The following is a 15,721-nucleotide window of genomic DNA, read 5'->3' on the forward strand; positions in this document are numbered from 1 at the left end:
GCATGAGGCTTAAGCAATTGTAACAACGCATCTGTTGTACAAAATTGTCTAATGTGAAATGACGAGCAAACTTAGGAGTGGGCAATATGCCCATTTTTTATTTTTATAGACGGGTCAATAAACACATCACCTGCAAAACTGATGTTTAAAGTGGAATCATGTTTGATACGAAGTTACAATCCTTATTAGAACCAACAGTTACTGCACTTGGCTACGAATTGGTTGGTATAGATCGTCTTTCACAAGGGCTACGCGGTATTTTACTACGTGTCTATATTGACAGCCCAACGGGCATTACCTTAGACGATTGTGAACGTGTGAGCAGACAAGTCAGTGGTGTATTAGATGTTGAAGACCCTATTAAAAGTCATTACACCTTAGAAATATCCTCGCCCGGTTTAGACAGACCACTATTTATGCTCGAACAATTTAGCCGTTTTATTGGTCGCCAAGTGAATATTCGTTTAAATAAACCACTAGGAACACGACGAAACTTTGCAGGTCTTTTGCAAGGTGTACAAGACCAACATATTTTGTTGGTAGTAGAAGGGACAGAGTACAGCCTGCCTTATGAACAGATAGACAAAGCACGCCTAGTGCCTGAAGAACTCGACTTTGCAAAACATTAAGTCTTCTGGATAGAGGGAATGGCTATGAATAAAGAAATACTCCTTGTCGTTGATGTCGTTTCTAACGAAAAGGGCGTTAGTAAAAATACAATTTTTGAAGCATTAGAATGTGCGTTAGCCAGTGCAACAAAAAAACGATACAGTAACGAAATTGACGTGCGCGTCACCATTAACCGTCAAACAGGTGATTACCAAACAGTTCGCCGTTGGCTGGTTGTCGAAGGTGATATCCAACGTCCTGAACAACTTGCAAAACAAATTAGCCTAGTAGAAGCACAAAATAAAGAAAGCTCACTTGCTGTTGGTGATTACTGGGAAGAACAAATAGAATCCGTTGGTTTTGACCGTATTGGTGCGCAAACCGCCAAACAAGTTATTGTACAAAAGATTCGAGAAGCAGAACGCGCACTAATTATCGATGCCTATGCCAGTCGACAAGGTGAGATTGTCAGTGGTATTGTGAAACGCATTGAAAAAGGTAATATTATCGTCGATGTGGGTGGCAACACAGAAGCAATGATACCCCGTGAAGAAATTATTCCGCGTGAAGCTATCAGAACCAATGACCGACTGAGAGGTTTTCTCAAGAGCGTCCGTTTTGAACAACGAGGCCCCCAACTCTTCTTAAACCGTACATCGCCTGAATTTTTAAAAGCACTCTTCACTGTAGAAGTTCCTGAAATTGGTGAAGGACTCATTGAAATTATTAGTGCCGCCCGTGACCCCGGTTTACGTGCTAAAATTGCGGTACGCAGCAAAGACGCAAGACTTGATCCTGTTGGTGCTTGTATTGGAATGCGCCGTTCTCGTGTACAAGCCGTGATGAACGAACTTTGTGGCGAAAAAATAGATATTATTCTGTGGGATGAAAATCCTGCACAATTCGTAATTAATGCTATGTCACCTGCTGAAGTTGTATCCATTATTGTTGATGAAGACGCACACAGCATGGATGTCGCAGTTAAAGAAGAACAACTATCACAAGCGATAGGCAAAGGGGGACAAAACGTTAAACTTGCTAGTCTTCTGACAGGTTGGACACTAAATGTCATGACGGAATCTCAAGCTGAACAAAAAAATGAAGCCGAGATACAAGCCCTCCGTGATATGTTTGTACAAAAATTAGATATAGAAGGAGAAATCGCCGACATACTAGTACGAGAAGGCTTCTCAAGTCTTGAAGAAGTAGCCTACGTACCCCTGAGCGAAATGCTAGAAATCGAAGAATTCGATGAAGAAATGGTTAAAGAACTGCGAAATCGGGCAAAAGACGCGCTCGTAACCAACGCTATCGCCGAAGAAGAAGCCTTAAGCGACGCGCAACCCGCAGAAGACCTCTCCAATATGGAAGGCATGGACAGCGAACTTGCACGACGTTTAGCCAGTCACGGCATTATCAGTATGGATGATTTAGCCGAGCAATCGGTTGACGACTTGATAAGCGTCGGCGGACTCGACAAAGCCCGTGCCAGCACGTTAATCATGCAAGCCCGTGCGCCTTGGTTCGAACAGGAAAAACAACAAGGGTAATTAATGGCTGAGGAATTATACAATCTGCACAATATGCAGTATGCAAGACTAATCCAAACAACCGTAAGGCTTGCATCTTCCTCATTTTATAACAAAGAAAACCCCGACATGAGTGTGATTCCTCACACTCACCTGTTCATCCGCTTGTGTACCAACGGCTAACGATTCAAGCACAACGAATAACTAAACCCGGTAACTGAGAGTAGTATGGCTGAAGTGACAGTAAAACAATTTGCAGATGTGGTGGGAATTCCGCTAGAACGTCTATTAAACCAATTAGGCGAAGCGGGATTACCTGCGAAAAATGCCGACGACAATATTAACGACCGTGAAAAATTGCAACTGCTAACCCATTTGCGCCAGTTACACGGCAAAGATGTTGAAAAACCCGTTGCGACCAACAGTAGCGGGGGAAATAGCAGTGAACCTAACAAAATCACCCTTACCCGTAAAACTGTAAGTGAAATCCGTGTACCCAGTACACAAGGCGGACGCGCAAAAACGGTGAGCGTAGAAGTTCGCAAAAAACGCACCTACGTTAAACGTCCGACAGGTGAAGAAGAAGTTAAAATCACACAATTTATCCAAAAAGATAAATTAGAAGCTGCCCAGCGCGAAGTAGAAGCGGAAATTCGTCGTCAGGAAGAAGAAGCCCGCCGTCTGCAACAAGAAAGTGAAGAAAAAAATCGTCTTGAAGCAGAACGAAGACAACAAGAAGCACAACGCAAGCAAGCACAAGCCGAAGCGACAACGTCTCATCCTGTCACCGCTCAAGCCACCTCTGCAATGCCTAGCAATGCGCAAGTCGCCGTCAGAAACAACGCAGAGCCATCCAGAACAGAAAGACCCACACGTTCAGATAATAAACCCCAAGGGCAACGCACAAATAACCGCCCACAACAAGCACAGCAACAACGTAGCAACCCCCAACAACCGCCTGCACAAGCAACCAAAAAGCCCGACGTAAAACGTAAGCCAATGGCACCTGCTACACCTGTTGTAGTGGATGAAGGCGATGATGATGAAATTCTAAGCCTCGCAGTGGACGAAGACCGTTTAGGTAAAGGGGGCAAACAAGCGAAAGTTGCTCGCCCCGGTAAAGCGGTTGCTAAAGAAAAAGGACGCGACGGTAAAGCGCCTGTCAGTGGGCGCGAACGTGATGATCGCCCAACAAAACACGAGCGTCAACAAGATGATACTGGTGGGAAGCATCGGAAAAAGCAGAAAAAAGGCGGTAAGTTTGACCAACCCTTACACGGGTTTAATAAGCCTACCACCCCAATGGTTCACGATGTCAGCATTCCTGAAACCATTACCGTTGCTGACTTAGCTCAAAAAATGTCCATTAAAGCGGCCGAAGTTATCAAAATTATGATAAAGATGGGCAGCATGGTCACTATTAACCAAGTTTTAGACCAAGCAACCGCCGCCGTTTTAGTGGAAGAAATGGGACATGTGCCCAAATTGCTGAAAGAAAATGCCCTTGAAGAAGAGGTCATGCAAACTCAGCAAGAAGGACACCGTGCTACTCGCGCACCTGTTGTTACCATCATGGGACACGTTGACCATGGGAAAACCTCCTTACTGGACTACATTCGTGTAGCTAAAGTTGCAGCAGGGGAAGCAGGCGGGATTACCCAGCACATCGGCGCGTATCATGTAGATACCCCACGCGGTACAATTTGCTTTTTAGACACACCGGGACACTCCGCTTTTACCGCCATGCGCGCACGGGGAGCAAAAGCGACTGATATTGTAGTCCTTGTGGTTGCAGCAGATGATGGTGTGATGCCACAAACCATTGAAGCCGTTCAACATGCTAAAGCGGCGAAAGTGCCAATTGTTGTCGCTATTAACAAAATTGACAAACCCCAAGCAGACCCTGACCGTGTTAAGCAAGAATTGTCTGGATATGAAGTCGTTACCGAAGAATGGGGTGGCGATACCATGTTTGTCCATGTTTCTGCAAAAACAGGAGAAGGTATCGATGGATTACTTGAAGCTATTCTGTTACAAGCGGAAGTCTTAGAACTGACGACAGTAACGGAAGGCTCTGCGCGTGGTGTGGTGATTGAATCCCGTTTAGACAAAGGACGCGGTGTTGTTGCAACGGTTCTTGTCCAAAATGGCACATTACGCCGTGGCGATATCCTCTTAACAGGGCACGAGTTTGGTAAAGTTCGCGCTTTGATTGACGAAAATGGCAAACCTACCGACTCTGCTGGTCCTTCTATGCCTGTAGAAGTCTTAGGGTTATCAGGAATACCTAGCGCGGGGGATGAAGCGATTGTCGTTACTGATGAGCGTAAAGCCCGTGAAATTGCCCTTTTCCGTCAAGGAAAATTCCGCGAGGTTAAACTTGCCCGTCAGCAAGCTGCGAAGCTTGAAAATATGTTCTCGCAAATGCAAACGGGACAGGTTAATACCCTCAATATCGTCCTTAAAACCGATGTCGGTGGTTCATTAGAAGCGTTGCAAGATTCGTTAATTAAACTTTCTACTGATGAGGTGAAGGTTAATATTATTGGCAGTGGCGTGGGGGCAATTACTGAATCTGACGTGAACTTGGCGATTGCATCAAATGCAATTCTTATCGGCTTTAATGTCCGTGCGGATAATACAGCGCGACGCATTATTAACGAAGAAGAAGTTGATTTACACTATTACAGTGTGATTTACGAAGCCATAGATGAAGTGAAGAAAGCCTTAGGTGGTATGTTAGCCCCTGAGGTAAAAGAAGTTATTATTGGTCTGGCTGAGGCTCGTCAAGTCTTCCGTGTGTCTAAAATTGGCACAATTGCAGGGTGTTTAGTCACTGAAGGTATTATTAAACGCCAATGTCCTATCCGTGTATTGCGAAATAACGTTGTCGTTTTTGAAGGCGAGTTAGACTCACTCCGTCGCTTTAAAGATGATGTCAATGAAGTGAAAGCAGGAACGGAATGCGGTATTGGTGTGAAAAACTTCAATGATTTGAAAGAAGGCGACCAGATTGAAGTTTATGACAAGGTTACGATTCAACGGAAATTGTAATTTTGTTAGGCTGACAACGAATACAGCAATGTGTTTTCTGTGTTAGTGAATCACGAACCTGTCGAGTGATAAACTTGACGGGTTTTTGTTTTCTGGGAAATGAATCTGTTATCACATGATTGGGTAAATGTTCAATCCCTAAAAGTTTTAAGAACATGACGCAAGAGTTAAAATAGTTAGAATATGCCAAAAGAATATAAGCGTAATCAACGTGTTGGCGAGCTTATCCAACGCGAGTTATCTGATATAATCCGCCGTGACATTAATGATGCGAGTTTAGGCATGATTACGGTTGCAAGTGTTGATGTATCTCCCGATTTAAAATCCGCAAAAGTGTATGTCAGTTTATTAGCAAATAAACGCGAACCTGCGGAAGTTGTGACGTTGTTAAACCAAGCAGCGAGTGGTTTACGCCATGAATTAGCACAACGTTTAACAACACGTGTTACACCAAAATTGCACTTTTTGCATGATGGGTCTGTTGAATATGCAATTCAATTGTCCCAACTTATTGATTCCGTTTTACCTGCGGATGACACCAGTCCTACAGATGATGAGCATGATATAAAGCCCGCAACATGAGCAAACCCCGCAGACCCCGCCGTCCTGTACATGGCATTATTTTGTTAAATAAGCCTTTAGGTATCAGTTCTAACCATGCGTTACAGCGGGTTAAACATTTATTCCAAGCAGAAAAAGCAGGACATACAGGAAGCTTAGATAATTTAGCCACAGGGTTATTACCGATTTGTTTAGGCGAGGCCACAAAGTTATCGAGCTTTTTATTAGAAGCGGATAAAAGCTATCGCGCGGAATGTACTTTGGGTAAAACCACCACGACAGGCGATGCTGAAGGCGATATTTTACAAGAGCGTTCAATAGATACGCTTGATTTGGCACGTATTCAAACCATTATCCCGCAGTTTTTAGGCGAAATTCAGCAAGTACCGCCAATGTATTCTGCATTAAAACATCAGGGGCAACCGCTGTATCGTTTGGCACGACAGGGAATCAGTATTGAGCGACCAGCACGAGCGGTCACGATTTATGCGATTGAGATTATTTCTTTTCAAGAAAATCGCCTGACAATAGAAATCCGTTGTTCTAAAGGCACGTATATTCGCACACTTGCAGAGGATATGGGGGAGGCGTTGGGTTGTGGTGCGTATATCAGTGCGTTACACCGTATCGGCGTAGGGCAATATCAAACAATGCTCGATATGGACACACTAACAGAGGCCGCCGCACAGGGGCAAACGGCGTTAGACGCATGTTTACAGCCTTTGTACAGTGCGTTGCCATGGTGGTCAACGGTCTGTTTATCTGCACAACAGGCAGCGGCTATTCAGCATGGGCAGGCAGTCAGTTTAGCGCATGATATACCTGTGCAAACATGGGTAAAGTTGTTGACAACACCTACACCCCGTTGTGATAAAACGGATTTTTTAGGATTAGGTGAGGTCTTAGCTGACGGACGAATTGCGCCACGTCGGGTATTTAATTGGTTGGATTAATGGCGTATAGCGAGATAACTATATGTTTTTAAATATAATTTACCTGTTAAATGCTGAGGCGTTTTCACGCATTGTTTGTTACGCCTCATAATTGACTGGTTAAATCCACCACCCGCGCAACTTCCTCTAAACTGGTAATTCCGTCTAAAATTCGCCGAATCCCTTCTTGTGCTAGGGCGCGAAAACCTGCCCGTTGGGTGTGGTGTTTAATATCATAAGTGGTTGCACGGTGTGCAATCAGTTCTTGTAAACCATCATCTAACCGTAGCAGTTCCATCAAGGCTAATCGCCCTTTATAACCCCGTTGTTCGCACTGTTCGCATCCTGTTGGACGGTACAAGGTTATGTTTTGATTAGCCGATAATCCCAATAAACGGCGGTGCATTTCGTTAGGTGTATAGGGTTGTTTGCAATGTGGACATAATCGGCGAATAAGGCGTTGTCCGATAACACCGATAATGTTATCTGCCATTAAATCGGGCTGAATGCCTATATCTAATAAACGGGGAATTGCGCCGATTGCAGAGTTAGTGTGTAAGGTGGAATACACTTGATGCCCTGTCATTGCTGCCCGAAATGCCATTTCTGCTGTTTCTTCATCACGTATTTCCCCAATCAGAATAATATCAGGGTCTTGCCGTAAAATAGAGCGCACACCCGTTGCAAAATCAAGTTTTACGCCTTCATTAACGGTTGTTTGTCGCACACGACCTAACGCATATTCAACGGGGTCTTCTAACGTCATAATATTGACGCTTTCATTATTAAGATGATTGAGAAGAGAATAAAGTGTTGTGGTTTTGCCACTCCCTGTTGGGCCCGTCATTAGAATCAGCCCTTCAGGACGTGCAATCATGAGTTTTAAGACATTTAAACTGTCTTCCATTAGACCTAATTGATTAAGAGCTAATAAACCGCGTTGACTGTCTAAAATACGTAATACAATATTTTCTCCGTAAATTGTTGGTTGTACGGACACACGAAAATCAATCAACCGTCCAGAAAGCGTTAAGCTGATGCGGCCATCTTGTGGGATACGATTTTCTGCAATATTTAATCCTGCTAACACTTTGATACGTACTGCAATAGCCGACCAATAACTTTTGTGTAAGCTGCGGATTTGTTGTAATACGCCATCTAAACGGTAGCGCACTCGTAAAAAACCCTTTTCAGGTTCAAAGTGAATATCCGATGCACCGCGTTTAACCGCATCAGATAATAATGCATCTACTAGACGAACCAGTGGTTGGCTGTATTCCTCACGGTTCGGTGCTAGACTTTGATAATCCACTTCTCCCGTTTCTATTTCATGCAAAATGCCGTCAAGTGATAGGTTATAGCCATAAAAATGGTCTATCGCTGCCAAGATTTCGGCTTCCCCTGCCAATAGGGGTTCTACACGAATATTTCCACCTAACAATGCAACCAACTGGTCAATGGCTAACACATTAAAAACATCGGCCATTGCAACCCGCAATAAATTATTTTTTTTATCAAAACTAATGGGGATTAAGCAATGACGACGGGCTAACTGTTTAGGTACGAGGCTTAAACTTTCATGGTCAACAACCAGTTTCGACAGTTCAATACTACTTTGTCCTAGTGTTTGTCCTAATAAGTCACGCATGACCGCTTCGGAAACAAATCCAAGTTTAACCAAGATATTACCCAATTGTTCTTGGGTTTTTTTCTGCTCAGTCAGTGCAACTTTTAGCTGATCTGTACTAATAATCTGTTGTGTAATAAGAATTTCACCTAAACGCGGGCGAATAGATTCATGGTTAATACTATGACTAGGCATGACAACTTGATTCATAAACGTGGGTTAGCCAATAAAGAAAGGTTTTTGCGGGTGAAACTTAAGTGATATTCAGCACTATCTCAATGCTGAATATCATGAGGAAAAGGCAATGATTGTTCCTGATAAACGCCTTATTGTTGCGTAGCGAGTTCTGATAATGCACTGGTTTGTTGTGTTGCCGCATAAGTATTTAATTCAATAATATGCTGTTGCGTTGTTTGTATGTCAAAACTGACGGATTGTTGTGCTGCCAGTGCAACTGCTTGCATATAGTAAGAAAGTGCTAATGCAGGTTGATTAATATGTTCTAGGCTGACTGCCAAGTTATATGCATAATCCGCTTGTTTTTTATCATATCGATACGCCTCAAAATAAGATTCTTGTGCAGTACGCCATTGTCCTTGTTTTACATATAAATTGCCTAAACTGAAATGCAAATAAGCCGATTGTGGTGTTTCGCGTAATAATAAATTGAGCTGATTTTTTTGCTGTTCAATATCTTGTTCGGGCAAAACTGCAATCAAGCCTGCTTGTGCGATACGGTCTTGTGGGTATTGGCGCAAAATCCGTTGGTAATATTGGCGAGCAAGTGCAGGTTGGGCTTGCTTACTGGCAATAGCCGCCATACCCAATAAAGCATCGCGATTGTTTTCATCTTGTTGTAAGACAGTACGATAATATTGATAAGCAGCATTATCATTGCCTTGTTTAAAAGCAGTATAACCATTTGTTAAATCAGTTGAAATATTAGACTTATTCGCAACACTGCGCCGAATTTTAATCGTATCTGTTTCAACCGCAATTTGTCTAGGTGGCTCACTGGGTTTATAAATAGCTTCTGATACTGGCGGTTTTTTTGCGGGTTTATCTGCTTTGGGAGCAAATAAGTTTAAAGGGCTTGTTGTGAATTTAATCACTTTTTCTAGCGAGGCTAAGGCAGTATGTGTGTTAAGTTGCGCGGTGGCTGGTTGAATGAGTGGCTGTTCAGTTATGATTGATTCTGTTGTTATTGTTGTTTGTGTTGACGGTAAGGGGAAATTGCTTCGCGCATGTGCTTGTAGTGGAATCGATGTGTGTGTCGTGTCTGCTTGTAGGCTTGGAAGATTAAAGTGTAACATATTGTTATAATACGCGATACCACCGCCTACCGCTAACAAACAACCTAAAACAGCAAATAATCCGTAATGCTGTGTTGAGCGTGGCTGAGCAGTTGCGGATAAAATCCGATGTACACTGTGTTGTTTATCTGCAATAGTCGCATTTTCGTGGGCAAATAGGGCTTCATCCCAAGTTAAATCCGTTGCATTTGGTTTAATTTCAGTCGGTGTTACTGCTGTTAATAATGCGGCATCCCACAATAAAGTATCTGCGGTCTGTTCGAATTCAGGTAGTGATGTTTTTTCTGATTGCTGTGTAGAAACAATAGGTTCTGATAAAGTAGATTCACTATTCTCATCGACTAAAAACAGTTCGTCTTCTGCTTCAACAGATTCATCAAATGTTTGTGATGTATTGGCTAAATGTGTATCTGTCGTATTCGTTTTGGGCGGTAATAATGCTATATCCCACAACAATGTTTCTGTCACTTGTTCCGATGATGATGCGTTTTCTGGTTGATATGTAACTGTCTCTGATACAGGCAAAGAGAGTTCGTCATCATCATCTGTTAGAAATAACACATCCTCATTTTCTTCAATATTTTTAACTTGTTGCTGTGTGCTAAGTGAATTATTTGTTGTGGTTACAGGCGCGTCAAAAGGCATTTGCCAATCATTCAACACTTGTTGTTCTTCAAATATCGTGGTGGTTAAATGCTCATCCCATATTAAATCTAAATCAGATTTATCATCAATAGCTTGCTTAACTGGCGGGATACTAGAATAAGGTTCATGATCTACCTGAATCACCAAAGACGCAGCGGATGGAATAATATCTTGATTCCATTCTAATACATGTGTTTCATCGGTCAGTGTGGACGCTAATGCGACGGGTGGAATATCTTCTGTTGTTGGGGAAGGCACAACATTAAAAATGGAATCATCCCATTGTAAAGTATCTGTATTTTCATGTGAACCATAGGTAGGTTTGCCTAACTTAATATGTTCAACTTGATGCAATGCATCCATTAATAAACTCATGAAAATATATCCTTCTCAACAGCATGACCAATCAGGGTTTTTAAAACGAAGTAATATCATAATAATTTTTTACTATCAAAGATATACTTGTAAACCCTGATCTACAGAAAACCTACAATCTATGTTGACCGATAACTATATAAACTATAGCGTAAATCCTTCCTTAAAGGATTCCCGTAATATTGCTACATCCCCCATATCCTGTTTATTAAAATTTTTATATAAATCATTATGTTGCATTGCAAGCACAATGCCGTTATTTTTTAAATAAAAAAGGGCGAATAAATTCGCCCCTTTAAGTATAAGCAGATAGCCCGTTACTTGTATTTATCAGACTACGGCTAGTTTTTCCCCACTTTGCACCATTTCAGGTAATTTAGGCCCTGCTTGTTTCAAGCTGTCGCTGACTTTGCCTTCATATTTTTTGAAGTTGTCCAAAAACATTTTTGCCAGTTTTAACAATTGTGTATTGTAGGCGTTTTTATCTTGCCAAGTATTCACCATTTTTAAATTCGCACTGTCTATGCCTGATAGTGCGGTAGGCACTTGGAAACCAAACACGGGGTCAGTTTCAAAGGGGACGCTGGCGAGTTCACCAGAAATTGCGGCGTTGACAATACGGCGGGACATGGCAATTGGCATCCGTTCACCAACGCCGTAAGCCCCTTTCCACCAGCCTGTATTGACGAGATAGCAGTCTGCACCTGAGCGTCTTATCCGTTCGGCAAGTAGTTCTGCGTAACGGGTAGGGTGTAACACCATAAAGGGGCCTCCAAAACACGCACTAAATGTGCTTTGGGGTTCTGTAATTCCCGCTTCTGTGCCAGCCACTTTTGCAGTGTAACCACTGAGGAAATAAAACATAGCTTGTTCAGGGCTTAATTTGGCAACAGGGGGTAATACGCCAAAGGCATCGCAGGCAAGCATGACAATTGCTGTCGGTTCGCCTGCACAGGCGGTAGGGTGATGATTGGCGATTGTTGCAATGGGGTAGGCGGCGCGGGTATTTTCGGTAATTTTTTCAGAATCAAAGTCGATGGTGTGGGTGTCGGTATCCATCACGACATTTTCTAAAACTGTGCCGAATTGGTGGCAGGCTGCCCAGATTTCAGGTTCCGCTTTAGGGGATAGTTTGATGGCCTTGGCATAGCAACCGCCTTCAAAATTGAATACGCCCTCATCACTCCAGCCGTGTTCATCATCACCAATAAGATGGCGAGTTGCATCAGCAGATAAGGTTGTCTTGCCTGTGCCTGAGAGTCCAAAAAAGACGGCGGATTTGCCATTGTCGCCTGTATTGGCAGAGGCGTGCATGGTCATGACGTTGAGTTGTGGGAGGTAATAATTCATAACGGTAAAAATCGATTTTTTGATTTCACCACAATATTTTGTTCCCCCGATGACGATTTCACGGGTGGTAAAGTTGATGCCGATAAAGGTTTCTGAATGAGTACCGTCTGCATCAGGGTCAGCTTTAGCCGAGGGGGCCACATAGACGTAGAAGGGTTCTAACAGGGGATTGCCTGAATATTGGGGTATCGGCTCGCGGAACATGATTTGTGAGAATAGTGCTTGATAGGCTAATTCTGTTCGAACCACGAGGGGCATGGCATAGCGGGGGTCTGCACCAACAGAGGATTCTACCTCAAAGCTATCACGGTCGTTACCGTCTAAAATTTCTAATACTTTCGTTTTCAGTTGGGTAAATTGTTGACTGTTGATAGGTTGGTTGACTGTTCCCCAGTCGACTTGTTTTTCGCTGTTTGCATCGCGGACGATGTATTTGTCTTTAGCGGCACGTCCTGTGAAACGTCCTGACATGGCGACGAGTGCGCCATCTTTTGAAAGGGATGTTTCATAGCGTTTTAGGGAAAGTTCTATGAGTTTTGTAGCCGATAAGTTTTTGTAAATCATAATTATCCTCTCTTTGTATGAAAATAACTGACTTGTCGTTATCTCTTTTATTAATTAAATCATGTCAGTTTGTTATTTTATTGTTGGTTTAGATACGTTCTAACTACTTATGGGGTAGTTATTTTCATTAAGCAAAAGCGTAGTTCATTGAGTAGGTCTTCGCGTTGATAACTGCTTTTTTGGAAGATTTTTTCTACGCGATTATTTAATTGTTGTCGGTCTTCTGGGGTTATATCTTTGGCAGTTAGAACAATAATGGGTATATCAGCCCATTGTACGTTTTCCCGAATACGCTTGATGAGTTCGAAACCATCCATTTCAGGCATCATCAAATCCGACAAGATTAGATTAGGTTTCCGTATTGCCAGTAATTCTAGTGCAATTTTTCCATTATCAGCGGTTTCTACTTGCCAACCTGCTTTTCTGAGTTGGCTACTAATCATATCTTGAGTTACTTTATCATCTTCAACCAGTAACAGCCATTGTTGACGTTGGTCTTTAAGATATTTACCCAGTACTTGTCCTAGTTGGTCGCGGTCTATGGGTTTGGTGATGTATTCTGTCGCGCCGAGTGAGTAGCCTATGCTTTTTTCTTCTACCATGGAAAGGACAATAACGGGAATATTGGTTAAGGCGGGGTCATTTTTTAATGCAGACAGTACCATCCAGCCATCCATGCCCGGCATCATAACGTCTAGGGTGATTGCATCAGGTTTTGATTCGCGAGCCAGTTTTAGTCCTTGGTCACCACTGTCAGCAGTGGTTACTTGATAGCCTAATTTTCCGATGTAGTTTTGTAATAATTCACGAACAACGGCATCGTCATCTATTACTAAAACACGATTTCCTCCTGTTTTGTTGATGGTTTTTGGATTAATACCTAAGAGTTTTTCGCTAACATGGGTAATCACATAAGCAGGTAAATGGATGGAAAAAGTGCTGCCTTTACCATAGTTGCTGTCAACAATGACGTTTCCGCCCATCATTTCAGCAAAGCGTTTGGTAATGGTTAAACCTAAGCCTGTACCGCCATATTTGCGAGTGGTGGAGTTATCTGCTTGGGTAAATGGTTGAAAGAGTTTATCAATCTGTTCAGGGGTCATGCCAATGCCTTGGTCAGTAACGCTGAACACGACCCAATCTAAATCATCGCGACTTTCGCGCTTAACCGTTAAACCAATTTGTCCTTGTTCGGTAAATTTTGCTGCATTACTTAGTAAGTTAAACAACATCTGTCTGACTTTTGTTAAATCAGCATGTAAATTTCCAAGCGGATTAGAGGTATTAACCTTAAGGGTATTTTCTTTTTTCTGAATCAGGGGGCTGATGGTGGCAACGACTTCTTGAATAAGTCCGTTTAAATCGAAGGTTTCGGTAAAAATATCCATTTTTCCCGCTTCAATTTTTGATAAATCCAGCACATCATTGATTAATCCGAGTAAATGTTTACCTGCGGCATGGATTTTTTTCACATCAGGGATTAAGGCTTCCCCCTCCATGTCGACCAAATCTTCTTGTAAAATCTCGCTATAACCAATAATTGCGTTGAGTGGTGTGCGGAGTTCATGGCTCATATTCGCCAAAAATGCACTTTTTGCGCGGTTGGCTTGCTCGGCCTCTTCTTTTGCTTTAAATAATGCGGCTTCTGAACGTTTACGCTCAGTAATATCAACCATAATGCCAACAATACCCGCAGGTTTGCCATCAGCACTGCAAAAGCGGGTTTTATGAATAATATAATCGTGCATCGTATGGTCTGGTAATTCAGCTACTATTTCATAAACTTGTCCGACTTGCGTTTCTAGTAATAGATGGTCAACCTCATCATCCTTATCGGCGCGTGCTTTAACAAAAATATCATAAACGGTACGTCCGACGATATCCTCTTCTGGCAAACCCACCGTTTCTGCAAATGCAGAATTACAACCTAAATACTGACCTGCTAGGTTTTTAAAGAAAATAGGACTAGGGATACTGTCTAATAAGGTTTGGAGAAAAATTAAATTATTACGTTGTGCTTCCTCAATTCGTTGTCTTTCTTTAATTTCTTTTTTCAAATGCTCATTTTTTTCAGCTAATTCACGGGTTCTAACCACAACCTCAGCTTCTAAATTATCCCGTGCAGCAACTAATTGTCGTTCAAATGTATCTGCATGTTCCGTCATCGTTTCTAGGGAAATTTCTAAATCTGTTTTACCCTGTTCGACATCGCAGACTGATTGACAAAGAAGACGTAGTGCTTGCTGGTCATCCGCCTCTATATTCTTATATTTATCAAGCAAATGATTAACTAACGTAGTTAATTGCTCGCTGGTGGAAATCGGCATAATCATTATTCTCTTGTTATTTATTGAAATAATAGCCACGTCACATGAGAGAAATGCAGGAGTAGGGACGTGTTCCTGCATTTATAACTTAAGCTAACATTACCAAACTACATAGACTCAAGTGGTTATGACATAAAATGATAAAATAGTTATTTCAAAATATTCAATAATTGTTCCAACTTAGATAAACCTCGTAATGTTCCTACCTTACTAAGATTAATCAGTTTTGTCTCCTGTTGGCTATTATCCAACGTTGCAATACAACAGACATTCCCCATTTCGCTGGTATCTACTTTCACTTGGATAGACTTATCTTTTTCATCAATAAGTTGTAAGGTTATATCACAATCATTAAACCGTCCATGACTACCCGTTTGTACCATGCCATAATCCCAACAGAAAATCCAAACATAATCCATGTCATCTAACGCATTAATCCACAAGGTTTCTGAGTTATTACCCTGTCTATCGCCGATACCTTGGTCACCACTCAGCTTAATAAAGGGAAACTTATCGGTACTGCCCAACTCGGCAAAGTGAACCAATCCTTGCCTACCCGTTTTAGTTTGATATGCGGCGGCCAAGTCAAGATCGACAGCACTTGTCCAACACATTGTAATAGTTAAAGACTTAACCGTGATAAAAGTTTCTGTGCCTTGGGTTATTAATGTTGATTGATACGGCATTTCCATTACTCGAGTTAAAAAATTGACTTATTGTAACCAAGAACGTTTTTATCTGCTGTCAGGTTTTTACCAATATTTACGTAAGCGAAAAAGTATGTATCTTATACATTCACTGCTACAGTGCGAAAAAACACGCTAACCAACACACC

The 15,721-nt window shown here is 42.1% G+C and carries 10 protein-coding genes; 5 read left to right on the plus strand and 5 right to left on the minus strand.

Translation table 11 applies throughout. The features are described 5' to 3' along the window. The first annotated feature begins 158 nt into the window (after positions 1 to 158). The 5 genes from rimP (at position 159) to truB (ending at position 6,706) form a co-directional block, all read left to right on the plus strand. Positions 159 to 629, plus strand: coding sequence for a ribosome maturation factor RimP (gene rimP, locus AL038_RS16520; RefSeq protein ID WP_062154691.1), 471 nt, complete (start codon positions 159 to 161; stop codon positions 627 to 629). A gap of 24 nt (positions 630 to 653) precedes the next feature. Continuing rightward, complete coding sequence (gene nusA, locus AL038_RS16525; protein ID WP_062155588.1) at positions 654 to 2,159, plus strand: transcription termination factor NusA; 1,506 nt, start codon at positions 654 to 656, stop codon at positions 2,157 to 2,159. A gap of 207 nt (positions 2,160 to 2,366) precedes the next feature. After that, positions 2,367 to 5,192: a translation initiation factor IF-2 gene (gene infB / locus AL038_RS16530; protein WP_062154692.1), complete on the plus strand. Its 2,826-nt coding sequence runs from the start codon at positions 2,367 to 2,369 to the stop codon at positions 5,190 to 5,192. Positions 5,193 to 5,375: 183 nt separating this feature from the next. Next, positions 5,376 to 5,774 carry a 30S ribosome-binding factor RbfA gene (rbfA, locus tag AL038_RS16535; protein ID WP_062154693.1) on the plus strand — a complete coding sequence of 133 codons (399 nt, stop codon included), beginning with the start codon at positions 5,376 to 5,378 and terminating at the stop codon, positions 5,772 to 5,774. After that, entirely contained in the window at positions 5,771 to 6,706 is a 936-nt protein-coding gene (truB, locus tag AL038_RS16540; RefSeq protein WP_062154694.1) for a tRNA pseudouridine(55) synthase TruB, read from the plus strand. The genes rbfA and truB overlap by 4 nt, the downstream gene beginning before the upstream one ends. 85 nt (positions 6,707 to 6,791) lie before the next feature. Here the strand turns inward: truB and AL038_RS16545 are convergent, their stop codons facing one another. From AL038_RS16545 to AL038_RS16565, 5 genes are all read right to left on the minus strand, one after another. Further along, a complete protein-coding gene (locus AL038_RS16545) occupies positions 6,792 to 8,522 on the minus strand; it encodes a GspE/PulE family protein (RefSeq protein ID WP_236839415.1) in 1,731 nt (576 codons plus the stop codon). Between the two features lie 116 nt (positions 8,523 to 8,638). Then, entirely contained in the window at positions 8,639 to 10,645 is a 2,007-nt protein-coding gene (locus AL038_RS16550; RefSeq protein WP_062154695.1) for a tetratricopeptide repeat protein, read from the minus strand. Between the two features lie 330 nt (positions 10,646 to 10,975). After that, on the minus strand, positions 10,976 to 12,559 hold the full coding sequence (gene pckA, locus AL038_RS16555) for a phosphoenolpyruvate carboxykinase (ATP) (protein WP_062154696.1): 1,584 nt from the start codon (positions 12,557 to 12,559) through the stop codon (positions 10,976 to 10,978). A gap of 107 nt (positions 12,560 to 12,666) precedes the next feature. After that, entirely contained in the window at positions 12,667 to 14,886 is a 2,220-nt protein-coding gene (locus AL038_RS16560) for a response regulator (protein ID WP_236839417.1), read from the minus strand. A 149-nt stretch (positions 14,887 to 15,035) separates the two neighbouring features. Beyond that, the gene (locus AL038_RS16565) at positions 15,036 to 15,572 is read right to left on the minus strand and encodes a hypothetical protein (RefSeq protein ID WP_062154700.1); all 537 of its coding nucleotides are present in this window, start codon (positions 15,570 to 15,572) and stop codon (positions 15,036 to 15,038) included. Positions 15,573 to 15,721 lie beyond the last annotated feature (149 nt).

The organism is Beggiatoa leptomitoformis (assembly GCF_001305575.3).
Taxonomy (GTDB): domain Bacteria; phylum Pseudomonadota; class Gammaproteobacteria; order Beggiatoales; family Beggiatoaceae; genus Beggiatoa; species Beggiatoa leptomitoformis.